The following is a 24,738-nucleotide window of genomic DNA, read 5'->3' on the forward strand; positions in this document are numbered from 1 at the left end:
CACGCGCCTAGCTCGTCTTCTGGAGCCGCGGCTCGATCCGCAGGTTCACCACATCGGCGCGCTCGGAGCGCGTCAGAACGAAAAGGATCGCGTCGGCGATATCCTCGGCATGGAGCATCTTGTCGGCAGCGATCGCCTCGCGTTTCTCGTCGGGGGTGCATTCCTGCATGTCGGTATCGACCGATCCGGGCTGGACCACGCTGACCTTGATATTCTTGTCCGCGACTTCCTTGCGAAGCGTTTCGGCAAAGGCCTGAACCCCCGCCTTGGTTGCCGAATAGACGCTTTCGCCCTCGGCCTTGATGTCGGTACTGATCGATCCGACGAACAACAGATGCCCGCCGCCCTGCTGCTCCATCCGCTTGATCGCGGCGCGCGCGCAGGCGAGATAGCCAACCAGATTGGTCTCGATCACATCGCGCCAGGCGTCCTCTTCCATCTGGTGGATCGGCTGCGCGCCCAGCGCGGCATTGGCCACCAATATATCGATGCCCCCGAGTTTATCATCGACCTCGGCAAACACCCGCTCGATCCCCTCGCGGGTCGCTGCATCCGCCGTCAGCCCGATCGCGCCCTCAGCATAAGCCAGCGCATCCGCGAGCGCGTCGGCGTCGCGTCCGAAGGTGAGGACCCGGGCGCCCTCCTTGGCCAACAGCGCGATCGTCTCGCGCCCGATCCCCGTCGTGCCGCCGCTGACGAGGATGCGCTTGCCGCGCAGGTCTGTCTGGTTGCGCATGATCTATTCCCAGCTGAGCACGACGCGGCCGTTTGCGGGCACGCGAAAATCGATCCGGTCGTCGGTAGTGGCATGGGGCCGCAGCACGTCGCCGCCGATGGTGGTGAGCCGTGGCTTGGTCAACTTGCGGCGCTTCAGCCGGACCAGGCTAAGCCCGGCGGTACACGTCTCCCCGCCGTCGAGGGTGACCGTCACGGCGCGGTCGCCGGTGCGCTCCAGCGATCGGAGAAAATGGTCGCAGTGCAGCCGGAACGGCGCGCCTTCGATGGGGTGGAAGGTCCGGGTGGCGAAGATGAACGCCGCGCCGGCGCCATAGACTTCCTGCCCGACCTGGCCGGCTAGCTGGCCGTCGGGATAGAGATCCTCCAGCGGGAAAGAGAGCTTGCGATCGATATGGCCGTTAGTCTCGCGCTGCTCGGGCGAGATCGCTTCGGGCGGCAGCGCGTCGGGATAATAATACCAGGCGCGGTCGAGAGCATATTTGCAAAATTCGGCGATCAGCATTCGTGCCGCGGGTTCGAGATCGGGTCCACTATCGTCGAGATAGCGTTCGAACGCGGCGTAAGAATCGAAGCATTCGTAGATCGCCATATAAGGCGCATCCTGGAGGCAGGTGACACCCAGGAAGTTCTTGTAATGCACCGCCAACTCGAGCTCGCTCTCCCATATCTCGCAATTGTGGAAGAAGCTGCCGAGATAGACGTAGCTCTGTTCGAGATAGACCGCCTGGTTGGTGATCCGCCACAGCCTCATGCAGGCAGCCGCGCCCCAGGCAGTCAGATTGGCCTGGTAATTCATGTTGAAGCGCAGCCCCATCGCGGCATCGATCGCCGCGCGCGCCTCGTCCAGGAAACGCTTGTCGTCGGTGAGCTCGAACGCCTGGAGCATCACCCAGGCATAGATTCCGCCGACGTCGGTCTGCCCCCGCCCGTCTGCACCGGCGACCTCGACGATCACCGAGAAGTCGGTGACCTTATACTGGACCGGCCATTTATATTTGAAATGGTGCGCAGCCTTGATACCGAAATCGATCGATTTCAGCAGCAGTGCGCGGGCGTCTTCGTCGCCGTCGAGCGCGAGCAGCCCCAAGTTGAGCATCGGGTGGTAGAGATACCAGCTGTCGACGGCGTCGGCGTCCTTATCGTCGCCGACATTGGGCAAATAGCGGCGCAGCGACTTGAGCTTGGGATCGTAGAATTTCCCGAGTCCGGCCTTGAACTCGGCCTCCAGCGGGTGCGGTTCGCCGCGCCATTTGCCCCAATCGTGGATCGCCGCGACCAGCGACATCTGGACCATGATGTCGGGATATTCGGCGTTGGTGTAGGGGTGGATATAGCGATGGCCGTAATGCTCGATCGTCGCCTCGGGCGCCTGGTCGAGATCGTGCAGGGTCGATTCCGCACGCTGCACCCAGTCGCGATATTGGGTGTGTGGCAATTCGATCAGCTTATAGGCCTCACCGAGCATCTGAAGGAACTGGCGCGCCGATTCGCGCTCGTGCGGCGGCGCTTCGTGGCGGAAGACCAGGATCGCGTCGGACAGCGTCACTTCGACGCCGGCCTCGAGCGGATTGGTCTCGGGGCTGCCGCACTGCTTGGGGGTGGGCAACAGATAGCCGAGTTCGGGCCATGCCCCGCCGACTGCCTCTTCGGGCTTGGTCTTGGTCGCGCGATAATAGTCGTTCATCGCCGTCAGATTCTGGAAATAGAGAACGTTGCCGAAGCACGGGTCGTCGAAGCGGAAATAGACGATCCCTGAATTGAGCCCGCGCTGGGTCGCCTCGACCACCCCCGTCGCGCCGAGCGGGTCGTCCTGCGCGTCCAGCGGGTAGAGGTCGCGCGGCATGAACGGGACGAGCATCGGCGCGATCGGCGTGAATTGCACCGTCATCCGCAAATGTTCGAGCGCCTCGCCGCCGGTCCTGAAGACGATGCGATGTTCGCCGAGCGCGCTCGATACGCGAAAGCGAGCCGCCTCGCCGGCCTGGGGCTTGGACGGCGTGCATTCATAGTCGCCGGCAAGATAGGCCGCGCGCAAGGCGAGGCCACCTTTGCCTTCGCGCCGGACCAGCGCCCAGACCGAATCGATCCCGGCGCGTATCTCGATCGTCAACTCGCCGCTTGCGAAACGGGCTACCCGCTTGCCGCTTCCATGTGCCAGCGCATGGCGAAGCGTCAGGACATGATTGCTGACGCCTTCAACCGGGGCATGTAATGTCAGAGTTTCCATTACGTTTCTCGCTACCGCATCCTGGGGCAACTGGCCGTCCAGTCGGATGTTCCGGCGGCTAGGCTCAATATGACCTGGGTTAAGCTGAATTCCGCGCCCTGATCGAAAGCGCGTCCCAGCTTGCGATTCCACCTGAGTTCACCCTGCCCGCGGCGTGACGATTTCGTCGAGCCGCGCGCGTGCGCCCACGATGGGTTCGAGGTGCGGGAGCGGTGGCCATGCACCGTTCCTTGCTTCGTGTCAGTCGCTCGCAGGGAGGCGATCGGTCGCGGGAGCGTGACGGACCAGCACGCCGACCGCGACCGCGGCGGGCAGCCCGCTCACGGCGATTTTCTTGGCAAAGCCGTTCTTGATGCAGGCAAGCTAGCCCAACGACCGTAGCTCGGTCCTGCGTCGCAAGCGGGCCGGTCGCCCACGGCAGTCGGACCTTCGCGACGGCTATTGGGCCTTCCACACCGGGCTATTCAAAACGCCCGTTCCGTTGCGCGAACGGGTCCGGCGTTCATCTCGGCCTCACAGGACCATCTCCCTACCCGCAATTCGCGTTGTGGACCGGAGATAGTTCATACTGCTCGTCGCCCGCGCCGCGGACCATTCCGGCTGACGTCCCCACGCTTCCCGGCCCCGTCGCAACGACGCCGGTGGCGACCTCGCCATCATACTGCACCGTGTAGGTTCCCGTGCCGGATAACCTGAAGCCGCTGATCGAGCCGCTATAGCGGTAGCTACCGCCCTGCGCCGAGCTTGGCGTGAACGTCACCTTCACCCCGCTGCCCTCGACAGTGAAGGGTTTGGCGAGATCGCAGATCGTGCCCGAGCCTTCGAAGTCGCCCGCGCCGCCGGTAATGCTATACGCACCCTCGCTGATGTTGAGCCGCAGCGTCTCGGTCGCCTTGCCCCGCCGCGATACCGCGTCGAGTCGGATCGACATCTCCGCCTTCTTGGCATCTGGCGCGGTGTGGACGATCGTGCCGGGCGACTTGGCGATCACCGTGGGGTCGATCGACGCGCCGCCGCTCAGCGTCGCCGTCACCTTGGCCGGAACCTCGCCCGTACCATCTGTCGCCACGACCATAACGGGGATGCTAGATTGCGCCTTGGGATCGACGCGCCCTGGCGACCTGGCCTTGATGCGGACGCAGTGGCCATTCTGCCAATGCCGCTCGGCACCAACCGCGGCACCCGCGGCGAGCGCGAGCGCCGCAGCGGCAGCGCTCGTCTCCATCGCCTCGGCGCTGCCTCCGTTGCGCTCACCGGGCCGATGCGCGTCGAGCATGAACTTGCCGCCGTCGCTGCGCCAGTCGGCTTCGCCGGCGATTGCTGTCCCGCCCTTGCTCCCGGCCGCCTTGCGCGAATAGCGGGTGTGGATTTGCTGATCGGCGAGTTCGGCATTGTCGTTCACGCTCAGCACGACCTCTGCCTGGATCGACGAATCATAGGATGCAGCGCCGCTCGTCCCGGCCTTGCCGGCCTGGTTGAGCCGGATCGTGAACTCGACCCGTCCCGATGCATCAGGGCACAAGCTCTTGGTGATGAACGTCGTCTTTGCATCCGCCTGAAGGCCCAAGACTGGAATATCGACATTGCTCGATACCGATGCGCTGACCGTTCCGTCCGACTCGCTCACCACGCTGATCAAAGCACGCTCGCCGCCCTTGCCCTCGATCACCGATTCATAGCTGCCCGATCCGCTCACGCTGTCGGCAATGCCGCCGAGCAGCGATGCGCCGGCAACCCCGGAGATGGCCGAGTTCACCCCGGAGACGTCCAATCCCTGCGCTTGCGCGGGCGGGATAAGCCACTCGCGCGGATCTAATGCCAAACCCCGACGCTGCGCCAGCGCAAGCCCGGACGACACGCGGTGGCCCGGCCATCCCGCCGCCTCCGGCCCGCCCTGCCCCGCCGCGCGATTGGCCAGCTCCACGGCCGCCTGCGCGAGTAGCGCCTTGTCCGCCGCCTCGAGCGCGGCGCGATGCTTTGTCAACGTCGGCACCGCGCGGCTCAATATGTCGACCGTCTCGGCGTTGAGGGACGGGAACGCCGAATGCTCGGGCACCTTCATGTCCGCGAGCGCCGCTTGCACCTCCCGCTCAAGCTTGGGATTGGGAGAGGTGTTGCAGGCGGCGAGCGCGAGCAAGCCGGCGAGACAGGCAATGCGACGCATCGCCTCAGGCCGCCGTAAAGCGCCAGCGAATGGTGAGCCTGCCCTTCTCCTGCCACCGGCCCTTGGTGAAGTTGATCACATACTGCCCGGACTGGTTGCGCCAGTCCTTGCTCGTGATCGGCACGATCAGATATTTTTCATCCCCCGGCGCCTTGACGGGGAAGTCGAGCATCAGCGACTTGGTTCCTGCACTCGGGACCGCTCCGGATTTATCGGTGGAGCCGCTGACGGTCTCGATCCCCGGCGTCAGGCCCGGAACCGGCAATTGCAGCGCCAGCGTGTTGCCGGCGCCGTCGAACTCGACTCCGGTCAGATTGCCCTTGCCGCTCGTTGGGATCCTGACCCCTTTCACCGCTGCGGGCAGCGCACCGCCGCCTTGCCGCACGATGGTGGTGGTGACCGGCGTGCGCGCACCGGGATCGAGCACGGTGATCTGGACATTCTCATCGATCGCGTAGCTGCCGGTGCCGAAGTTTCCGCCCCAATATTGGTAGCGACTGCCGGGCCCCGCGAGCTTGGCCATGTCGCTGGCCGCGCTGCGGACTTCGCCGATCTGGCCCTTCGCCTGCATCTGCTGGGCCAGCTTCATGCCCTCGCGCTCGAAACAGGCCTCGTCATCGCCGCAGCGCTCGCCGATCGCCTTGGCAGCAGCCATCGGATCGGCAACCCGGTCGGTAATCGCCTTCGCTCGATCGACCTTGCGCTGCGCTTGCGCGAGCGCGGCGGCCTGGTCGTGCAGCACGGGAATGTCGTTGGCGGGCAGCGCGTAGACGTCGGCGGTAATCGTCGCGTTGCGTTTGGCGCGCCAGCTTGTCGATCCGATGCTGCCACGCTCACGATCGGTGCCGGAGGATTCGTAGATATACTCGACGGTCAGCGTTCCCTTTGCGTTGGCGCGCGCCTGTTGGGCCACGGCCGGCGTCGAAACGGCAAGGGAAGCGACAATGCTAGCGCAGAACGCCAGATGCGAAAGGAACAAGGCACACTCCCAAATCCGATCCTGAACCGCATGAATCTAGGCGCGGTCTCGCGAGCCGTCTTGGGCCAGGCGCTAGGGGTTTGCGCTACTCGGGCCATTCATCTGGCCGTGGCGGGTACGCCGCGCCTGGCGCACTTCGGAAGGCGTAGTGCCGAATCGCCGCCGGAACGCCTGGTTGAACCAGGAAATATCCCCGAAGCCGGCCATCAGCGCGAGGCTCGCGATATTGTGGTGCGAAAGATAGGGCGAGACGAGCAGTGCATGGACATGGTTCAGCCGCTCAGCCAGCACATAGTCCGTGAAGCTCGTTCCCTCGTCGGCGAAGAGCGCGCGGACATAGGCGCCGCTGACCGTCTGCCGTCGTGCGATCCAGTCCAGCGTCAGCTCGGGCATCCCGAGGTTAGCGGCGATATCCGCCTTGATGGCCCGCCGCCGCGCAGCGCGCACGCCGCCCTTGCCGGCCAGTTCGGCGTCCTCACTTCTCGCCCCGAGCGCCATCACCGCGAGATCAGCGATATGCCCCGCGAACACCGCTTGGTCCGATGCAGAAAATTCTGCTCCTTCCGCGATGAGCGTCGCTGCATAGTAGTGCAGCAAGTGCGCCGCCGGTCGGGAGTGCAATATGGGCCTACGCAGATTGTCCTCACTCGCCAGCCGCGGCACAATCTGGGTGCGCGGGATCGCGATGCTCAGTATATCACTGCGTTCGGAGACTATGGTGGTGCAGCGGCGGTCGCGCTGCATGACGTTGAAGTCGCCCGCGCGCACCGTGCGGCTGTGACCGCTTGCATCGATTTGGCCGCCGCCCGCAGCGGTAATGCTGAAATAGACCACCCCGTCCTCGGCCGACGGCGTCACCAGCCGGATGGGAGACGAATCAATACGCGCCAGATGTACGCCGGCCAGGGTCTGCAACTCCAAGGTGACCCGCGGTGGCGTTCCATCTAGGAAGTCGACCATCCCCTGCACGTGCATGCCCAACGCCGCATCAATTGCGTCTCTGTGGACCGGAAGTGGCAGCGTTTCGCTCGAAAAGCGTAAGTGCAATGGACACCTCCACGATCAAGTCTTCCGGTCGTACGGGCAGCTTATCAGAGTTCACGGATATGTGAACTTCCGGCCGCTATGACCGGCGAGCGGCGGCACGTCCGCCTCGATCAATAGTCGGTCGGCTGTGAGACGTCGCTTTTACGCATAGGCCCTGCGCGCCCCGCGCGAGCTGGGATGCAGTGGTCTCATCAGCGGATCACCGCGCAGTTTTCTAGGTGCCCCTTATGGCGCATAATGCGCCCGTACTCGGTCACGATGATCCACGCGCCTGGTTTCAGGATGGCGGAGGAGCAGTATCGATCCGGCTGCACGGAACTTGTTTTTTACGTCGCGATCGGATTCCGACGAATTCGTACCGGCTCAGCGGTGAAAGACCGTGTACATCCGGTCCAGGGCTGCATCGAACAAGGGGCGCTCCTCGGGGCTGAGCTGGGCCAACACCTCCGATTCGACATCGACCATGATCGCAAACAGCTCGTCGAGGGTCTTCTTTCCCTTAGGCTGGACCGTGAGCGAATGGCGGCGGCGATCCACCGTCGAACGCCCGCGCTTCGCCCAGCCGCGTTTTTCGAGCTCATCGACGATCTGAACCGTAATCGACTTGTCCAGCCCGACGGTGCTCGACAGCTCCTGCTGCGAGATGCCGGGATTGGCTTCGATCAGCGCCAATGACGAAAACAAGCCGGCGCGGATGCCATAATGGGCAGTTGCTGCCGCGAAATCCGCCGACAGCTGATTCTGGACTCGGCGCATGCGAAAGCCGACATAATCTCCCAACCGACCGAGCTGGAGACGCCGCTGGGCCTCGCCCTCGGCCATCTTACGTTCTGATGTCGGCACTCACGACGCTCCCCCTGACCAGCATGGACGCTGCTGACAGATCGTTGATTGGTCTACGGGTTCGCCCGCGAGCGCGTAATAGAAAGTCCCGGTGATGGGCTGTCAATCACTCGATTGGCATGGTTCTGACGCCACGCCGCTCGTTGAGCACGCTCATACGCCTCGTTCAGGAGCCGCCGCGATGTTCGATCGTCCAGCCCGGCGTGCACTCCGGGCAGCTACCGTCGAACCAGCGTCCGGCAGCGCGATCGCCTTTCAGCCTGAAGTCGAGCCATTTCACGACCAGCGCGGCACCCTGGCCGCCATGGGGCGTGCCGAAGGTGCCGCCATGCCCGACGGGCAGGTTTGCGACCACGACCGGGATGTGCGTGATGCGACGAAAGTCGTCCATGCCGTTGGGATAAGCGATGTCGGTGGGGCCGCCGAGCACGTAGAGCGCAGAGCCCTTGAGATCGAGCAGCCGTTCCTTGCCGATCTTGACCGAACTGCGACCCTCGCGCCCCGGATTGTAGACGCCGCTGTTCATCACGATCGTGGTGGTGACGCGCGGATCGCGCGAGGCGTCGATCGCCTGGAGGCCACCGCAGCTATGCCCGGAGACCGCGATCTTGCCGAGGTCCAGCCGATTGCGAAGCGGGCTGCCGCTGCGGCCATTCTCGGCCACGGCCCAGTCGATCGCGTCGATCATCTGCTGGGTTGTGGTCTGGTCGAGATTGGCTCCGGGCGGGCCGCCCCGCGCGACACCGGGCCCCGATTTGATTGTGCCGAGGGCAACGGCAAGATAGCCGTGCGACGCGATCTCGAGCAGGTGCAGCCGCGCGCTGGCGCCGTCGGACGAGCATCCGCCGTTGCCGAACACATAGACCGGCATCCGCCGCCCTTTCAGCGCCGCGAGGTTGCGAGGCTGGTAGACGACATGGTTGGGTAGCGAGGCGACCTCCTGCTTGAAGGCGGGGTAGGGGCCGGTGCCCGGCATGTCGGGTAGCGGCGGTCCGGGCGGCGGGCCCGGCGGAAGCGGGGCGGGCCGGGCTGGCGGAGCCGACTGCGGAGCGACATCCTGTCCCGCGGCGATCGAAGGCGCGGTAATCGAAGTCAGAGCGGCGATGGTTGCGACGAGCAGCTTGGACATGATGCGATCCTCCCTTGTTCTGGTTATTTGAGCGGCAGCTTGATCGTCGGATTGCCCCGTAGCCGCTGCCGTTCGAAAAATTCGAAGATCGACGGCAGGCTGGCGCCGAAGGTCTGGCCATGGTTGACCGACGGCGTTTCGAGATAGGTGACGCCGATGCCGCGGATCAGAAGGTCCGCCGCCAATTTGCGGTCCGCCGCCAGCGAGGGCGGATCGCCTTCGCCCTGGACGATCATCACGCCCATGCCGCGCAGCCGCTCCAGATCGTAGCCATCGACGAAGAAGGGGCCCGCCGATGCCGCGGCGCCGGCCCACAGCGCGCGATGCTTGTGCGCGAGATACCAGGTGCCGCCACCGCCCATCGAATGGCCGGTCACGAACATGCGCTTGCGATCAGCGCCATATTCGGTCGCGATCCGATCGAGCGCGGTCAGCGCGTCCTTCTCGCTCAGCTCCAGCATGCGCGCGCGTTCGGGCCCGCCGACCGCTCGGCCCTCCTTGGTTGTCGATCCATATACGGAGGGCAAGGTGATCGGGCTGCCCCAGGCGCCGACCGGACGGTAGCCGAAGGGCGAGACGACGATATAGCCGTAGCGCTCGGCCAGCTTGCCGAACTTGCCGCCATCGACTTCGAGCATTTCATTTTCGTCGCCGCCGCCGCCGTGGAGCGCGAGGACGATCGGCAGTGCGGTGCCGGGCTTCCACGTCGTCGGCACATAGATGCGCAGCGGCATCAGTTCGTCTGCGCCCGAAAGCCGATATGCACGGCGCTGGTCGCCGACTCCGTGACGGATCGGGTCAAGTCCTGCCTCGAGCGCGGTCAGCACATCGTCGGACCGCGTCAGCCGGTCGGCCAGTGGCGGTCGTTCCAGTTCGCGCTGTCCCGATGCCACCGATTTCGCGAGCGCATAGGGATAGCGCACCGTCGCGGCCGCATCCTCGCTTGCCTTGACCGCGGCGAGGCGCCGCTCGGCACGGGCTTCTGCCGATGCCAGATCGCGGACCACATCGACCTGCGCGCTGCTGCGGGCAAGCGATGCGCCGTCGACGACGATTTCGGAGATGAAGGCGTAGCGCCCCGTCGCCATGGCCGCGGGAATTGCAACGGTGACGGTTTCGGTGCGGCGCGCGACCAGGGGTTTCTCGCCGAGCGAGATCGCCGGTCCGCCGCGGCGCTCCAGCGAAAGGCGCAGGCGGGCGCCGGGCGGGGTTACGGCTTCGTAGCTCGCGCCTATCTTCATCGCGACCGGTCGCGCCGCATCGAGAATCGGGGTGCGCGGTGCCACGTCGAGCGAAGAGGCAAAGGCTTGAGCCGGGGTCCAGGGAGTCCCGGCCAACGCCGCGCGCGCCTCAGCCAGCCCGCGCTGCGCCGCCGCAGTGCGCCCCGCCGCGGCATCTTTCTCCGCTGCATCGAGAATGGCGGCAACGCGGCTTTTCTCTGCCTCCGCCATCGGCTGCGCCGCTAGAAGTTGGCGCAGGGTGCGGACCGACGCGGGGGGTGCGCCGCGCCGCGCCGCCATCATCCGCAGGAATTCGATCGGGAAATCCTGTGCCAGCGCGGCCGGCGGGGCGCAGAACCCTGCCAGCAGCGCGATCGCGATCCCGCGCGTCAGGGCGGATCGCAGCCTGGGCCGCGCCGGCATCGCGCTCACCAGCGCTTCGTGAGGGTGAGCGACAGCTGGCGACCGATCGCGCTGGCGGTCGTGCCGTCGAAGCCGCTCGTGCCATTGATGACGACGGGGGGGGCTTCATCGAGCAGGTTCTGGACCGCGACGCTGACACGGACGCCGTCCAGGGCGCCGCGCGCACCCTTGAGGGTGAAGCCCGCGCTGACGTCGATCGTCTCCAGCGGCCGGGCCAGCACGTTCGGCGTGATCGCGGTGTTCACATAATCGCCGCCATAATTGTAGAAGAAGTTGAGCGACGTCCCCTCGTCCAGCCAGGTCAGGCTGGCGCGGCCCCGCGACCGCAGCGAATTCTCGAACGTGTCCACCAGCTCGCGCACCGGGGTGCCCGGGAAGGTCTGTTGCTTGACGCTGAAGACTTCGCTGTGGGTGACCCGCGCGACGAAGGTGCCGACGCTGGTCGGCAGCGAATATCGGATATCGACATCCAGACCGTCCTGATCGACCGAGCCGACATTGTTGCGCCGCTGATCGATGAAGACGCCGACGGTGCTCGGATCGATCGGTGCCGAAACCAGGAAGCCTGTGTTGAACAGATCCTGGATGAAAGCAGCGCTCGGATTGCGGACGATGAAGTTGCTGAACACATCCTCGTTCTGCAGGCTGGCGCCGATGCCCAGGATCCGGTCGCGATACTTTACGCGATAATAATTGGCCGAAACGTTGAAGCCGTCGAAGAAGGAGGGCGAGAAGTCGAAGCCGACCGAAAGCGTCTTGGCCTTTTCCGGTTTCAGGTTCGGATTGCTGCCCGTGTACGTTACCTGATTGATCAGCGCATTGTTGTTGCGCGGATCGGGGACCGCGCCGACGAACAGGAAGTTCAAATTGCCGGTGTCCACGAGCGATGGCGCGCGGAACGACGTGCCGTAAGTGCCGCGCAGCGAGAAGCCCTGCACGGGTTCCCACACGACCGCGACCTTCGGATTGGTGGTCGAGCCGAAGTCCGAATATTTGTCATAGCGTACCGCGCCGGACAGGGTCAGGCGGCGGATCAGCGGGATATTGTTTTCGGTCCCGACCAACGGCACGAACAATTCGCCATAGGTCGACGTGATGCTGCGATGGTTGGTCTCGTCGTTGGTGACCGAGGGCGTGTTGGTCCGCGAGAGAACGCTCTGATATTCCTGATAGCGGAACGAGCCGTCGTCATAGCTCGCGCCGAGCGCCGCGCGGACCGACCCGCCGGGAAGATCGAACAAGGGGCCGTCGATCTTGGCTTCGAAATGCTTGTTCTTGGTCCAGGTCCGCTGCTGGCGGAAGCCGATGATCCGCGAATAGATTTCGTCGCTGATCGGGCCGCCGAATACGTTGAGCGCCGTCGTCGGGTTCGAATCGGCGAGCGCCGCGGCGAGCGCGAAATTGTTGAGCTGCTCGCTGTTGAGGCCGCTGACGCCGGTGTCCCAGGCATAAGAAGTATAGGCGTCGAGCTGCCAATCGCCGAACATATCCCACAGCAGGCCGGTCGCCACTTGGCCCGAAGTCACCTTGGAGACGCTCTGTGCCGCGGCGCGGGGCAGGCGATATTCCACCGTCTCGTTCGCGCCGGGGGCGACGCCGGCCACGCCGCGGATGTAGAAGGGATTGGTCGCGGGCACCGAGAAGCTGCCCCCCAGCGGCGCGCCGTCGGTCTTGACCGTGCGCTTGGAGCCGAAGCCTTCGGCCCAGACTTCGATGTCGGGGCTGATATCATAGCGGCCACTGACGAACAGATTATAGCGCTGCTGCTCGGGCAGGAAATCGCCGACCAACCCGGCATCGTAGCGGTTGGCCTCGCCGGTGAGTGACGGCAGCGGACGGCGGACGCCGCCGACCACCAGATTCGGCACAAGCGCCTGCGTCGAGCGCTGGTCCGTGCCGCCGCGGCTGCGCAGATCGTTGCTCAGGAACGGCCGGTCTGCGCGATCCAGGTCGCTGCGGAAATTATACTCGAATGCCGCGAAGAGCTCGCCATTGGTCCATTTCTTGCCGACATTCTGGGTAAAGACATATTCGCTCAGGCCCTCGGCATAGCCGACGCGCGCCGATGTCTCGGCACCGGTGAAGCCGCGGCGGGTGATGATGTTGACGACCCCCGCCACCGCGTCGGCGCCGTAGATTGCGGAATTGCCGTCGAGGACGACTTCGAGTCGCTCGGTCGCGCTGGTCGGAATCACCGAGGGATCGGCGAGCGCGCGCAGAATGCCGCCGGGGGCGAGACGGCGTCCGTTGAGCAGCAGCAAGGTCGCCTCTGGGCCAAGGCCGCGCAGATTGATCGCCGAGATGCGCGACGAGTTCGCCGCGGCATCCTGGCCACCGCCGGTGCGCGATTCGTCGGGGCCGATGTTCAGCACCACGGGCAGGGTGCGCGCCGCTTGGGCGAGGGTGGAGGCGCCGCTCGCCTCGATCGCGGCGCGGTCGACCTGGACCGCAGGCGAGCCGACTGCCGCGACTCCGCGGATGCTGGTTCCGGTCACGACGATGTCTTCCGCGGTGCCTTCGTCCTGGGCTACGGGGTCGACCTGCGCCGTTGCTTCGGGCACGCTTTGCGTCATCGAGACGGGGCCGGCCGGTGCGTTCGCGGAGGCAGGCGCGCTGCGCCCAGGATCCTGGTTGGTGCCCGTGCCGCTTTGTGCGAGTGCCGGTGCCGCAGCCAGCAGCAAAGCAGCGCTGCTGAGCGCGGTCGAAGTCTTCAGCGCGCGCGACGTCCTACGATAGTCGATCATCATTATCCTACTCCATAATAGCTTGTTTTTATTGTTGAAACCTGGAAATCGGCGGTTGCCTACAGCGCCTTGCTGCGGATCACCCAGCGCGGATTCGCGCAAAGGCCGCAGTCCGGCCCGCGGAACAGTCCGGCCGCCTTCGTCGAGCCCTTGAGGTGCCAGTCGAGCCAGGCGACGACGACGCCGGCATATTCCCCGCCATTGGGCAGGCGGAAGGTGCCGCCATGGCCAACGCCGCGCAGCCAGGCGAGCATGACCGGCACGTGGGCGATCTTCTCGAAATCGTCGGTGGCGTTGGGAAATGCGATGTCGGTGGCGTCGCCGGGCAGATAGGCAATCGGACCATGGACTTTGAGCAGATCGGCCTTGGTCAGGGCGCGGCCGCCGGCCATGTCGGTGCCCTTGGGCGGCATCCCGCTGTTCATCACCAGCGTGGTGGCGACGCGCTTGTCGGCCGACGCTTCGATCGCCTGTATCCCGCCGCACGAATGGCCGGCCACCGCGATCCGCGCGGGATCAATATGCCCCGCCAGCGGACTGCCGGCGCGCTTCGATTCGGCGACGGCCCAGTCGATCGCCTTGATCAGATGCGGCGTCTGAGTCGCGGGCGGCGGCAGGACCCGGGGCACGCCTCCGCGCGGTCCCTCCGGCGCGGCACCGGGGACGGGCGGCAAGGTCGTGAAGCTCTGCTTGGGGTCCACGACGCCGGCGGCAATCACCAGATATCCGTAGGACGCGATTTCGGTCAGGAAGGGACGCGCGGAGTTGCCGGCATTGGCGCAGCCGCCATTGCCCCAGATCAGGACGGGCAGCATGGCGCCCGCCGCCGCCAGGTCGCTCGGGCGATAGATCGTATGTTCGGGGAGGGTCGCATCCTCCACCATGACCGCCTTGTACGGCCCGGATCCGAGCGCGAGGCTGCCCGGCGGCTGGACGGCGACTTGCGCTGCCACGGGCGTCGCAAACAAAGCGATCGCAGCAACTAACCCGATGATCCGGACCATGCTGTCCCCTCCTGAGTTGGAACGACATTGGTGCCGATCCTCATTTTCGGTCAGCCTAATCAAATGCGGTGGAATCACAACAGTTGTTTTTTAGAGTTAATAGTGGAATGTCCTGCCACTGAAATCCGGGCCTACCCGCATGCACCGGCTAAAAAGGGATGGGAGAGATCATGCTGAAACAGGCGATTGTGCTGGCCTTTGCGGCGACTTCCTTGTCGGCGCCCCTTCCGGCGGAGCAGGCCGGGATAGATCCGGCGCTGCAGGCCGAATGCGCGGCTATCGGTCGCTTGAAGATCGCCGATGTGGCGATCGAATCGAGCAGCCCGCAGGGCCCCGGAGTCGGCTGGGCAGCAGGGATGCCGGCGGGCGGGCGGATGCAGCCGGCGGCGGTGTCGCGCGGATTCTGCCGCGTGCAGGGCAAGATCGAGGGCAGCATCGCGTTCGAGCTGTGGCTGCCAGCGCGCGCCGAGTGGAACGGCAAGTTCCTCGGCGCAGGCGTAGGCGGCGCGGCGGGCACGTTCAACTATAGCGATTTGCCGCGCGGGGTGAGCCGAGGCTATGCGGCAGCGACGACCGACACGGGTCACAAGATCAGCGATCCGGCCTGGATGCTTGATGCGGCCGCGCGCGACAATTACACCCACCGCGCCAATCACCTGCTGGCGGTGAAATCCAAGGCGATCGTGCAGGCGGCCTATGGAGCGGCGCCGAAGCATTCCTATTTCATCGGCTGTTCGGGCGGCGGCCGGCAGGGCCTGAAGGAACTCCAGCGTTACCCGGCCGACTATGACGGCATTCTGACCGGCGCCAATGGCCCGCGGACGCCGGAGATGACCACGCGGCGGATGTGGGAGATCCTGCAGCGCGACGCCAATCCAAACCTGATGAAGGCGGGCGATTGGCAGTTGATCGCCGATGCCGGACGCCAATCCTGCGATGCCGCCGATGGCGTGGCCGACGGGCTGGTCGAAGATCCGCGTCAGTGCAATTTCCGTATCGCATCGCTGACCTGCAGGCCCGGTCAGACGGGATCCTGCCTTTCGAGCGAGCAGGTTCGCTTCGCCGAACGAATCTATGCCCCGCTGCGTGACGAAAAGGGACGCGCCATCGACGGGGGACTTTTGACCGGTGTGCTGGTCGATAGCGGCCGATCGCAGCTGGCGCTGGGCACCTTCGGGCAGGCGATCCGCGGCACGCGCGACTGGAAAGGGGAGGGCTTCTCGGTCGCGCGTGATCTCGCGGCGATCGATCGTGTGATGCCGGAGCTGCGGGCCGATAGCACCGATCTCTCGGCGTTTCGTCGGCGCGGCGGCAAGCTGATCCAATATACCGGCTGGCTGGACGGTGCGGTCGCCGCCCGCATGGTGGTCGATTATCATACCGCCCTGACCCGCGCGGCAGGGGGCGCCAAATCGGCTGCCAATTTCTCCCGGCTATACATGCTGCCGGACGTGCATCATTGCGCGGGTGGCCCGGGGCCGGACCAGATCGGCGGCTCCGGCCGCGACGCGCCGGTGGTGGATTCGCGGCACGATCTGCTTACCGCGCTCGAACAATGGGTCGAACAGGGCCGCGCGCCAGGCGAGATGGTCGCTTCGAAGGTCGAGGGTGGCGCGGTATCCCGCACGCATCTGATCTGCCCTTTTCCTAAGCGTGCAGTGTATCGTGGCGGTCCGGTGGGCCGCGCCGAATCCTTTCGTTGCGAAGCGCCGAAGGTGAGGGCCAGCTAGCGCCACTAGGTGCGAACCAGCAGTCCGTGCGGAACCAACTCATTCCGGCGACTGGACAAGCGCCGCATTGCCTCCCTATCCGAACCTCATGGGAATCATCGCTACGATCATGGACAGTACCACGGGCCAGCCCATCCAGCGGATGAGCTTTGGTCGCATGCCCAAGCCCTGGGCGTCGTTCACGCTCGAAACCGGAGAACTCGTGAAAGCGGATCGGGTCGACGTCGGAAAGCCGGCGCCCGGTAAGGTCGTCGTTCCTGTATCCGTCTGGGTGACGCCCCGGAAGTCGCGCGCCGACTGAATCGCCTCGATTCCGATTCTCCGCTATTTCTCTTGGCCTACGGCGCTAGGCCGCCGAAGGTCGCGGCGGCCGAGCGGGCTGCCCGCGATAGACCGCATCGTTAAGCCGGGCTCCTCCGACGGGTGCAATCCCGCGCTAGGCGTCGGCGATTGGCAATTCCTGCGTCGATTTTATCTCCGAGAGCGCGACGGTGGAGTTGATTTCCTGGATGCCGGGCAGCTTGCTGAGCTTCTCGAAGAAGAATTTTTCATAGGCGTCGATGTCGGTCGCGACGATTCGGAGCATGAAGTCGGTCTGGCCCATGAGAACATAGGCATCGAGCACTTCGGGGAAGGAGCGGATCGCTGCGCTGAACTCGTCGAGATTGGTGCGGCCGTGCGCGTTCAGCCGAACCTGGGCGAAGATATGGGCGTTGAGCCCTATCTTGCGCCGATCGATCACGGCGACGCGCGCGCGGATCACGCCCTCGCGCTCGAGCCGATCGATCCGGCGCCAGCACGGTGAGGCGGAGAGCCCCACCTTGGCGGCGATCTCCGCCGTCGTCTGGCTGGCGTCTCGCTGCACTTCGCGGATGATCCTGCGCTCGTATCGGTCCAACTCGATCATTTCATTCCCAAACTCCAAGGTTGCAGGTGATTCCTACCTCAAATAGCTCGCATCCCGCCAGCCTTAGGTGACATTGTTCGGTCCAGCCGGGCCATAAGACGCCGACCGCAAGCAGAGGTAGGCACAATGGCATTTCAGATGGATCGGGCTTCGTTTCCGGCCGACGTTCGACTCGTGCGCGACCAAGCGAGCGGGCTCGAAGCGGCGATCGTCCTGCATTCAACGACGCTCGGGCCGGCTGCGGGCGGCTGCCGCATGTGGACATATGGCGACCATGAGGCGATGGTCACCGATGCCTGCCGGCTCGCGGAGGGGATGAGTTACAAGAATGCGCTGGCCGAGCTGCCGCTGGGCGGCGGCAAGGCAGTCATCCGCCGGCCCGAGGGCAAGTTCGACCGGACCGCACTTTTCCGGGCGTTCGGGCGCGCGGTCGAAGCGCTCAAGGGCAACTATATCACTGCCGAGGATGTCGGCACGCGGGTCGACGATATGTCGGTGGTCCGCGACGAGACGCGGCACGTTGCCGGCCTCCCGCTACGCGCGGATCGATCGGGTGGCGATCCTTCGCCATGGACCGCGCGCGGCGTCTTCCTGGCGATGGAATGGGCAGCCGAGCGCAGGCTAGAGCGGCCCTTGTCCGATTGCACCGTCGCGCTCCAGGGAGTCGGCCACGTTGGCGCGGCGCTGGCCGGGATGCTGCACGCCGCGGGCGTGCGGCTGATCGTATCCGATGTCGACGGCAAGAGCGCCGCGCGCGTGGCGGTGGCCACCGGGGCGACGGTCGCGAGTGTCGGCAGCATCGTCTCGGCGCAGGCGGATATCTTCGCGCCCTGCGCCCTCGGCGGCGTGCTGAACCATGAAACGGTGGGAAAGCTCAAGGCGACGGTGGTTTGCGGCGCCGCCAACAACCAGCTGGCAGAGCCCGCAGACGGCGATCGGCTGGCCGATCGCAACATTCTCTATGCGCCCGATTATGTCGTGAATGCCGGCGGGATCATCAACGTGGCGGCGGAGTATCTGGGCTGGCCGCAGACCGAGGCGGCGGCACGCGTCGAAGAAACCGCGGCTCGGCTGGCGCGCGTTTTCGACCATGCCGCCCGATCGGGGCTCGCCCCGCACGCCGCAGCCGATCGGCTGGCGCGGGAGACGATCGCCGCGGGTCGCACCGCCCGGCGCGCCGCGGCGTGATCGCGCGATGCGTCTTGCCATCAAGGGCGCGGCCTCGCCTGAATTCGCGCTTCGCGTGCTCAACCTCTTGGCGCAGCAGGACGTGACCGTCGAGCGAGCGCTGATCGAACTGGTCGGCGATCGCTATCGGCTATCGCTGGATACGGCGGCAGCCGCCCGCGACGACCTGATCGTCGAGAAGATCGGCGCGATGATCCTCGTCCACCATGTCGAGCGGCTGGACGTCGTCGCCTGAACGCCGTCAGGCGGCGGCGTCGCCGTGCAGGCTCATCAGCGAATCCATCAGGCCCTCGTCGGCGCTCGAGCATACGCCGAGCACCAGCGCCTCTTCGCAGCCATCGGCGACGACATAGGCATGGCCCATCGACGAATCGAGATAGATGGTCTCGCCGGGGCCGAGCACCACCGGATCGTAGAATTCGGTGTGCACTTCGATCCGGCCTTCGATGACGTAGATGAATTCCTCGCCCTGGTGACGGACGAGGTCGCCGAACTCGCGGGCGCTGTGTGCGCGAATGCGCGTGATCAGCGGGATCATTCGTTTGCGGCGCAAATCGGTGCAGAGATAGTTGTAGTCGTAGTTCGGCGTGGTGACCCGCACCGCCTGGTCCATCGTGCCCACGCTGCGCCGCCCGGTGACGCGCACGACATTGTCGTCGGTCCCCTCGGCGAAAAGGTCCGACATGCGGATGTTCAACCGCTGGCTGAGCTGCTGGAGCTTGTCATAGGTCAGCGTCAGCCGATCATGCTCGACCTTTGACAAGGTCGATACCGGGATGCCGGATTTCTCGCTCATCTGCTTGAGCGTCCAGCCATGGCGAGCACGGATGCCACGCAGCACTGCGCCCAGTGTCGGAGGGGAAGAGCCTTTCGCGATCAAAGCAGCCGTTCCCTATTTGACAATTTTCCAATCAGGATCATTATGTCCCTATCGGGTTAAACCAATGACCATTGATAGGGATTCGCGCGACGGGCTGCAACCGTCTGCGCTGATGTAGAAAAGGGGCAAGCGATGCGTTCGATCCGCAAGCTGATGATTGGGCTGACGGCACTGCTGGCGCTGCCGTTGTCGGTGCAGCTCCTCGCGCAGGGACCTGCCCCGCAGCTTCCCTCGGGCGAGGCCGTCCGTGGCGCCGCCGCACCGCCCGTCGGGCAGGCGACGGGCGCGACGCCGCCGCTCGACGCCAAGGATGTCGAAGCCTGGCTTGACGGGTTCATGCCCTATTCGCTGGAGCGCGGCCGGATCGCCGGCGCGATCGTGGTCGTGGTGCGCGGCAACGGCACCGTGTTGCAGAAGGGCTATGGCTATGCCGATCTCGCCTCGCGCAAGCCGGTGTCTCCAGACGCCACGCTGTTCCGCCCTGGATCGATCTCCAAGTTGTTCACCTGGACCGCCGTCATGCAGCAGGTCGAGGCCGGCAAGATCGGGCTCGACCAAGACGTCAACGCCTATCTCGATTTCAAGATTCCGCCGTTCGATGGCAAGCCGATCACGATGCGCCATATCATGACGCACACAGCCGGATTCGAGGAATCGGTCCGCCACCTGATCAGCGCCGATCCCAAGCGCGCGCTGCCGCTCAAGCAGTTGATGCCGTTGGCGCTTCCCCAGCGCGTGTTCGCGCCGGGGACGACGCCCGCTTATTCCAATTATGCGACGGCTTTGGCGGGCTATATCGTCGAGCGGGTGAGCGGCGTGCCGTTTGACGACTATATCGAAAGGCGCGTCTTCGCCCCGATCGGTATGGCGCGGTCGAGTTTTCGCCAGCCTCTCCCCGATGCGCTCAAGCCGCTAATGTCGACCGGCTATGCCGACGTGACCCAGAAGGGCAAGCCGTTCGAGATCGTCATTCCGGCGCCCGCCGGCAGCCTGTCCTCGACAGGCGCGGACATGGGCAAGTTCATGATGGCGCATCTCAACAACGATGGCACGCTGCTCAAGCCCGAGACGATGCGGGCAATGCACGACTATCGCGCACCCGGCGTGGGTCCGCTCAATACGATGGCGCTCGGCTTCTACGAGCAATGGGTCAACGGCCAGCGCGCGATCTCGCACGGTGGCGATACCGAGTGGTTTCACAGCGATCTGTGGCTGTTCCCCGAATCGGATATCGGCCTCTACATCTCGATGAACAGCGCGGGCGTCGACGGTGCGGCGCATGCGATCCGCAGCGCGCTGTTCCACAAGTTCGCCGATCGCTACCTGCCGCGCGAGGAAAAGTTCGGTCGCGTCGATGACGCGACCGCGCGGGAACATGCCGCGCTCATGGCCGGCAACTATGTCAGCAGCCGCGGCTCGTTCACCAACTTCCTGAGCGTGCTCAACCTGCTCGGCCAGGCGTCCGTCACGGTCGACGAGGACGGGAAGATCGCCTTTCCGGCGCTCGACGGCCTGAGCGCAGCGGCGCGAGACTGGGTGGAGATCGCGCCGTTCGTGTGGCGCGACACCAATACCGGTGAGCGGCTTGCGGCGGAGGTCAAGGACGGCAAGGTCGTGCGCTTCAGCATCGACATCGGATCGCCTTTCATGGTGTTCGAGCCGGCGCCGTTCGGGCTGAACACCGTTTGGCTGATGCCGGCTTTGCTCGCGGCACTTGGTCTCGTGCTGCTGGCGGCGCTCGCCTGGCCGGTCCGCGCGCTCGTGCGGCGCAGCTATGGGCAGAAGCTGGCGCTGGAGGGACGGTCGCGACTTGCCTATCGGCTGTCGCGCGGCTTTGCCTGGGCGGTGCTTGCGGCCGTAGCCGGCTGGATGGGGCTGATTTCGGCCTTCTCGGCGGATATCGGTGCGATCGGCGGACCGCTCGACTGGCTGATCCAATTGCTGCGGGTGCTGACTCCGGTCGCCACGATCGGGCTGGTCGCGTCGAGCGGATGGCTGCTCTGGCTCACCTTCAAGGACCGGCGCCGCTGGACGGCCAAGCTGGGCGCGACGCTCCTGCTACTCGCCGGGCTGCTCTTGCTCTGGGTCGTTCTGGCTACGCATCTCTATGGCTTCGGCATGGTCTATTGACGATGCGGGGTGCGAAGCGGCTGACGCTCAGCCTGACGATCGAGCGCTTTCCTTATCACAAGCCGTTTCGCATCTCGGGCCACGTCTTCGCCGAGACCGCGGTGCTCGTCGCCGAAATCTCCGACGGCGAGCATCGCGGCCGCGGCGAGGGTGCCGGGGTCTATTATCTCGGCGACGATGCCGCCCACATGCTAGCCGAGGCCGAGCGAGTGCGCGGGCCGATCGAAGCCGGGGCAACGCGCGCGGAGCTGCAGGCGCTGCTGCCCCCCGGCGGCGCGCGCAACGCGCTCGACTGTGCATATTGGGAGCTGGAGGCGCAGCAGACGGGCAAGCCGGTATGGCAGCTCGCCGGGCTCGATCGGGCCCGCCCGCTGCGCTCAACGCTCACGCTCGGGGCGGACACGCCCGAGGCAATGGCCGCCGGCGCGCTGGCGATTGACCCCGAGGCGCCGCTCAAGCTGAAACTCACCGGTGAGCTTGGCGAGGACAGCGCCCGGCTCGCGGCGGTGCGCATGGCGCGGCCCGACGCGTGGATCGGTGTCGATGCGAACCAGGGCTATGCAATCGAAACGTTGCGGTTGCTGCTTCCAGTGCTGGTCGCCAATGGGATCGCCTTGCTCGAACAGCCTCTCGCGCGCGGACGAGAAAGCGATCTCGACGGGCTCAAACGTCCGATGCCTTTCGCTGCCGATGAAAGCGCGGTCTCGCTCGCCGACACGACGGGGCTCGTCGGCCGGTTCGACGTGGTGAACATCAAGCTCGACAAATGTGGCGGGCTTACCGAAGGGCTTGCGATTGCCGGGCGAGCGCGCCAGCTCGGGCTCGAGGTGATGGTCGGCAATATGATGGGAAGCAGCCTGTCGATGGCGCCTGCTTACCTGCTCGGCCAATTATGCGACGTCGTCGATCTCGATGGGCCGACTTTTCTGGCACAAGATCGCACCCCCGGCGTGGTCTATCGCCACGGCCAGATCCTCTGTCCCGACGGCGTCTGGGGCGATTAGTTCTCCGATGGGGTTGACAGTTCTCCAATCAGGACAAATAGTCTCGTAATCGAAAATGTAACAATGCGGGTATGGAGCGAGTCGCTCCGATCGACGCGTCACGCGGCAAACGCGGGCGTGGCGGACCCACAAATCTGTCAGCCGCTGGCGTGCCGGCATATCCTGGGGAAGATGGAATGAAGCAGGCACTCTGGATCGCATGCAGCACCCTTGCCCTCGCCGCGCCGCCCGCTTTCGCCCAGGATGCATCTGCGGGGCAAGACGAGAGCCAGATCGTCGTCACCGCGCAGAAGCGCGAACAGGTGCTGATCGACGTCCCCCAGTCGGTGTCGGTGGTGAGCGGAGCGACCCTGGAGCGGCAGCAGGCGGTCACGTTCCAGGACTATGCGAAACTGATCCCGGGGCTCCAGCTTGAGCAGAGCAATCCTGGCGAAGCGCGCATCGTATTGCGCGGGATCAACACCGGCGGCGTGGCCTCGACCGTGTCGACCTATATCGACGAAACCCCGTTCGGATCCTCGAGCGGGCAGAATAACGGCGCGATCCTGGCCGGAGAGTTCGACACGTTCGACGTTGCCCGGATCGAAGTGCTGCGGGGCCCCCAGGGCACGCTCTATGGCGCGAGCTCGCTGGGCGGGGTGGTCAAGTTCGTGACCAATGCCCCACAGACCGAGAGCATCGAGGCGCGCGCGCGCGGCACGGTGGAGACCACCGAGGGCGGCGAGCTCTCCTATATGGGCCAGGCGATGGTGAACCTGCCGGTCTCCGACAAGATCGCGATCCGGGGATCGGGCTTCTATCGCTCCTATGGCGGCTACATCGACTCGATCGGCACCGCCGGTTCGGACGTGGCGGAGAATATCAACGGCTCAAAAAGCTATGGCGGCCGCCTCTCGGCTCTGCTCACGCCGAGCGAGGCGCTGACCGTCAGGCTGAGCGCCGTACTGCAGGATTTCGACAGCGACGCCGCCAGCGTGGTGGATGTCGATGCCGCGACGCTCGCGCCGCTGTATGGCGGCCTCACCCAATCGCAATATGTGCCCGAATTCACGAAGGTCAAATATCGGCTCTACAACGGCACCATCAATCTCGATCTGGGCGCGGCCGAGCTGCTCTCCTCGACCAGCTATGCGATCCAGGACGTGACGCTGCGCGACGATCTGACCACGGCCTACGGCGCTGCGCTGGGTGTACCGAGCGATATCGGCATGGCGCAGATGACCAACCTGACCAAATGGACGCAGGAGCTGCGGCTGCAGTCCCCGACCAGCGACAGCTTCGAATGGCTGCTCGGCGGCTATTACACGCACGAGAAGGGTGGCATCTTCCAGCGTATCGACTTGTTCACGCCCGGCACGCTGACGATCGATCCGGCAATGCCGCAGGTCGCCGATATCTTCACGACTTCGACCTATGAGGAATATGCGGCCTTCGCCAACGCAACGCTGCACTTCGGGCCGCGCTTCGATATAACGGTCGGCGGCCGGTACAGTCACAATTCGCAATATGCCGATCAGGGCGGGACCGGGCTGCTCGCCCCGCCGGCGCTCGAATCCGAATCGTCCGAAGACGTGTTCACCTGGTCCGGTGCCGCCAAGTATAAGCTTTCGCAGAATGCCGCTTTGTATGCGCGCGTTGCCAAGGGCTTCCGCCCGGGCGGGCCGAACCTGCTGCCGCCCGGCGTGCCGGCGGGCACCCCCTTGTCCTACAAGTCCGATTCGCTGATCAGCTACGAAGTCGGCGTGAAGGCCGAGACCGCCGACAACAGCTTCTCGATCGATGCCGCAGCCTTCCGCATCAATTGGACCGACATCCAGCTGTTCACTGTCATCAACGGCTTCGGACTCAACGCGAACGGCGGCAAGGCCAAGAGCGAGGGGTTCGAATTCACCGCGACGGCGCGGCCGACTCGCGGTTTCGTCGTGTCGCTCAACGGCGCCTACACCCGGGCACGGCTCACCAACGATACCGATCCGAACGTGGGTGGACTGGCGGGCGATACGCTGCCCTTCACGCCGGAGTTCAACTGGAACGCGAATGCCGATTACAGCTGGAACGTCGGCGGCGAGACCGAGGCGTTCGTCGGCGCATCGCTCCGCTCGCTTTCGAAGCAGCGCGCCAATTTCGATGCGGGCTTCGGCGCGGCCTATGGGCTCGACCGGCCGACCGTGCCGGCCTACGAAGTCATCGATCTGCGCGCGGGGCTCGATTTTGGCCGCTTCACGGTCGATATCTTCGCCAAGAACCTGGCCAATGCCCGCGGCGTGACCGATGTCTCAACGGGCGGCGGCCTTCCGGTGGCTCCCAATGGCGCGATCACCACCGGTATCGTGCGGCCCCGCACCTTCGGCATCACGCTCGGCGCGGGCCTCTGATCGGCA

The 24,738-nt window shown here is 65.3% G+C and carries 19 protein-coding genes; 7 read left to right on the forward strand and 12 right to left on the reverse strand.

Annotated elements, in window-relative coordinates; translation table 11 throughout:
* Positions 1 to 7: 7 nt before the first annotated feature.
* The 10 genes from OKW87_RS12660 to OKW87_RS12705 all read right to left on the reverse strand — a co-directional run bounded on the left by OKW87_RS12660 (position 8) and on the right by OKW87_RS12705 (position 14,518).
* Positions 8 to 736, reverse strand: a complete 729-nt coding sequence (locus OKW87_RS12660) for an SDR family oxidoreductase (RefSeq protein WP_265540018.1) — start codon at positions 734 to 736, stop codon at positions 8 to 10.
* Positions 737 to 739: 3 nt separating this feature from the next.
* Positions 740 to 2,965: a hypothetical protein gene (locus OKW87_RS12665; protein ID WP_265540020.1), complete on the reverse strand. Its 2,226-nt coding sequence runs from the start codon at positions 2,963 to 2,965 to the stop codon at positions 740 to 742.
* A gap of 529 nt (positions 2,966 to 3,494) precedes the next feature.
* Positions 3,495 to 5,129, reverse strand: a complete 1,635-nt coding sequence (locus OKW87_RS12670) for a hypothetical protein (protein WP_265540022.1) — start codon at positions 5,127 to 5,129, stop codon at positions 3,495 to 3,497.
* A gap of 4 nt (positions 5,130 to 5,133) precedes the next feature.
* Positions 5,134 to 6,042, reverse strand: a complete 909-nt coding sequence (locus OKW87_RS12675) for a hypothetical protein (protein ID WP_265540024.1) — start codon at positions 6,040 to 6,042, stop codon at positions 5,134 to 5,136.
* Positions 6,043 to 6,180: 138 nt separating this feature from the next.
* Complete coding sequence (locus OKW87_RS12680; protein WP_265540026.1) at positions 6,181 to 7,083, reverse strand: AraC family transcriptional regulator; 903 nt, start codon at positions 7,081 to 7,083, stop codon at positions 6,181 to 6,183.
* Between the two features lie 435 nt (positions 7,084 to 7,518).
* Positions 7,519 to 7,998, reverse strand: coding sequence for a MarR family winged helix-turn-helix transcriptional regulator (locus OKW87_RS12685; RefSeq protein ID WP_265540028.1), 480 nt, complete (start codon positions 7,996 to 7,998; stop codon positions 7,519 to 7,521).
* A gap of 166 nt (positions 7,999 to 8,164) precedes the next feature.
* Entirely contained in the window at positions 8,165 to 9,127 is a 963-nt protein-coding gene (locus tag OKW87_RS12690) for a hypothetical protein (RefSeq protein ID WP_265540030.1), read from the reverse strand.
* 23 nt (positions 9,128 to 9,150) lie between these two features.
* Positions 9,151 to 10,779: a hypothetical protein gene (locus OKW87_RS12695; protein WP_265540032.1), complete on the reverse strand. Its 1,629-nt coding sequence runs from the start codon at positions 10,777 to 10,779 to the stop codon at positions 9,151 to 9,153.
* Entirely contained in the window at positions 10,776 to 13,517 is a 2,742-nt protein-coding gene (locus OKW87_RS12700; RefSeq protein WP_265540034.1) for a TonB-dependent receptor domain-containing protein, read from the reverse strand. The genes OKW87_RS12695 and OKW87_RS12700 overlap by 4 nt, the downstream gene beginning before the upstream one ends.
* Positions 13,518 to 13,573: 56 nt before the next feature.
* Positions 13,574 to 14,518: a hypothetical protein gene (locus OKW87_RS12705; RefSeq protein ID WP_265540035.1), complete on the reverse strand. Its 945-nt coding sequence runs from the start codon at positions 14,516 to 14,518 to the stop codon at positions 13,574 to 13,576.
* 170 nt (positions 14,519 to 14,688) lie between these two features.
* Between OKW87_RS12705 and OKW87_RS12710 the strand changes: the two genes are divergently transcribed.
* A complete protein-coding gene (locus OKW87_RS12710) occupies positions 14,689 to 16,248 on the forward strand; it encodes a tannase/feruloyl esterase family alpha/beta hydrolase (protein WP_265540036.1) in 1,560 nt (519 codons plus the stop codon).
* Between the two features lie 88 nt (positions 16,249 to 16,336).
* The gene (locus OKW87_RS12715) at positions 16,337 to 16,549 is read left to right on the forward strand and encodes a hypothetical protein (RefSeq protein WP_265540037.1); all 213 of its coding nucleotides are present in this window, start codon (positions 16,337 to 16,339) and stop codon (positions 16,547 to 16,549) included.
* Positions 16,550 to 16,684: 135 nt separating this feature from the next.
* On the opposite strand, the gene OKW87_RS12720 is transcribed toward OKW87_RS12715, so the two are convergent.
* Complete coding sequence (locus tag OKW87_RS12720; protein ID WP_265540039.1) at positions 16,685 to 17,155, reverse strand: Lrp/AsnC family transcriptional regulator; 471 nt, start codon at positions 17,153 to 17,155, stop codon at positions 16,685 to 16,687.
* A 126-nt stretch (positions 17,156 to 17,281) separates the two neighbouring features.
* Here OKW87_RS12720 and OKW87_RS12725 point away from each other — a divergent pair, with 126 nt between their 5' ends.
* Both OKW87_RS12725 and OKW87_RS12730 read left to right on the forward strand, forming a co-directional pair.
* On the forward strand, positions 17,282 to 18,343 hold the full coding sequence (locus OKW87_RS12725; RefSeq protein WP_265540040.1) for a Glu/Leu/Phe/Val family dehydrogenase: 1,062 nt from the start codon (positions 17,282 to 17,284) through the stop codon (positions 18,341 to 18,343).
* A 7-nt stretch (positions 18,344 to 18,350) separates the two neighbouring features.
* On the forward strand, positions 18,351 to 18,578 hold the full coding sequence (locus OKW87_RS12730; protein WP_265540042.1) for a hypothetical protein: 228 nt from the start codon (positions 18,351 to 18,353) through the stop codon (positions 18,576 to 18,578).
* Positions 18,579 to 18,584: 6 nt separating this feature from the next.
* Here the strand turns inward: OKW87_RS12730 and OKW87_RS12735 are convergent, their stop codons facing one another.
* Complete coding sequence (locus tag OKW87_RS12735; protein WP_265544116.1) at positions 18,585 to 19,139, reverse strand: helix-turn-helix domain-containing protein; 555 nt, start codon at positions 19,137 to 19,139, stop codon at positions 18,585 to 18,587.
* Between the two features lie 216 nt (positions 19,140 to 19,355).
* Here OKW87_RS12735 and OKW87_RS12740 point away from each other — a divergent pair, with 216 nt between their 5' ends.
* The 3 genes from OKW87_RS12740 to OKW87_RS12750 all read left to right on the forward strand — a co-directional run bounded on the left by OKW87_RS12740 (position 19,356) and on the right by OKW87_RS12750 (position 24,732).
* Positions 19,356 to 21,353: a serine hydrolase domain-containing protein gene (locus tag OKW87_RS12740; RefSeq protein WP_265540044.1), complete on the forward strand. Its 1,998-nt coding sequence runs from the start codon at positions 19,356 to 19,358 to the stop codon at positions 21,351 to 21,353.
* 2 nt (positions 21,354 to 21,355) lie between these two features.
* Entirely contained in the window at positions 21,356 to 22,357 is a 1,002-nt protein-coding gene (locus OKW87_RS12745; RefSeq protein WP_265540045.1) for a dipeptide epimerase, read from the forward strand.
* 176 nt (positions 22,358 to 22,533) lie between these two features.
* The gene (locus tag OKW87_RS12750; protein ID WP_265540047.1) at positions 22,534 to 24,732 is read left to right on the forward strand and encodes a TonB-dependent receptor; all 2,199 of its coding nucleotides are present in this window, start codon (positions 22,534 to 22,536) and stop codon (positions 24,730 to 24,732) included.
* Positions 24,733 to 24,738: the final 6 nt, after the last annotated feature.

The organism is Sphingomonas sp. M1-B02 (assembly GCF_026167525.1).
GTDB lineage: Bacteria > Pseudomonadota > Alphaproteobacteria > Sphingomonadales > Sphingomonadaceae > Sphingomonas.

Bases quoted from the DNA above. Each gene is read 5' to 3' on its own strand.
- OKW87_RS12660 (WP_265540018.1), bottom strand. From the start codon at position 736: ATGCGCAACCAGACAGACCTGCGCGGCAAGCGCATCCTCGTCAGCGGC.
- OKW87_RS12665 (WP_265540020.1), bottom strand. From the start codon at position 2,965: ATGGAAACTCTGACATTACATGCCCCGGTTGAAGGCGTCAGCAATCAT.
- OKW87_RS12670 (WP_265540022.1), bottom strand. From the start codon at position 5,129: ATGCGTCGCATTGCCTGTCTCGCCGGCTTGCTCGCGCTCGCCGCCTGC.
- OKW87_RS12680 (WP_265540026.1), bottom strand. From the start codon at position 7,083: ATGCACGTGCAGGGGATGGTCGACTTCCTAGATGGAACGCCACCGCGG.
- OKW87_RS12690 (WP_265540030.1), bottom strand. From the start codon at position 9,127: ATGTCCAAGCTGCTCGTCGCAACCATCGCCGCTCTGACTTCGATTACC.
- OKW87_RS12700 (WP_265540034.1), bottom strand. From the start codon at position 13,517: ATGATGATCGACTATCGTAGGACGTCGCGCGCGCTGAAGACTTCGACC.
- OKW87_RS12705 (WP_265540035.1), bottom strand. From the start codon at position 14,518: ATGGTCCGGATCATCGGGTTAGTTGCTGCGATCGCTTTGTTTGCGACG.
- OKW87_RS12710 (WP_265540036.1), top strand. From the start codon at position 14,689: ATGCTGAAACAGGCGATTGTGCTGGCCTTTGCGGCGACTTCCTTGTCG.
- OKW87_RS12715 (WP_265540037.1), top strand. From the start codon at position 16,337: ATGGGAATCATCGCTACGATCATGGACAGTACCACGGGCCAGCCCATC.
- OKW87_RS12720 (WP_265540039.1), bottom strand. From the start codon at position 17,155: ATGATCGAGTTGGACCGATACGAGCGCAGGATCATCCGCGAAGTGCAG.
- OKW87_RS12725 (WP_265540040.1), top strand. From the start codon at position 17,282: ATGGCATTTCAGATGGATCGGGCTTCGTTTCCGGCCGACGTTCGACTC.
- OKW87_RS12730 (WP_265540042.1), top strand. From the start codon at position 18,351: ATGCGTCTTGCCATCAAGGGCGCGGCCTCGCCTGAATTCGCGCTTCGC.
- OKW87_RS12735 (WP_265544116.1), bottom strand. From the start codon at position 19,139: ATGAGCGAGAAATCCGGCATCCCGGTATCGACCTTGTCAAAGGTCGAG.
- OKW87_RS12740 (WP_265540044.1), top strand. From the start codon at position 19,356: ATGCGTTCGATCCGCAAGCTGATGATTGGGCTGACGGCACTGCTGGCG.
- OKW87_RS12745 (WP_265540045.1), top strand. From the start codon at position 21,356: ATGCGGGGTGCGAAGCGGCTGACGCTCAGCCTGACGATCGAGCGCTTT.
- OKW87_RS12750 (WP_265540047.1), top strand. From the start codon at position 22,534: ATGAAGCAGGCACTCTGGATCGCATGCAGCACCCTTGCCCTCGCCGCG.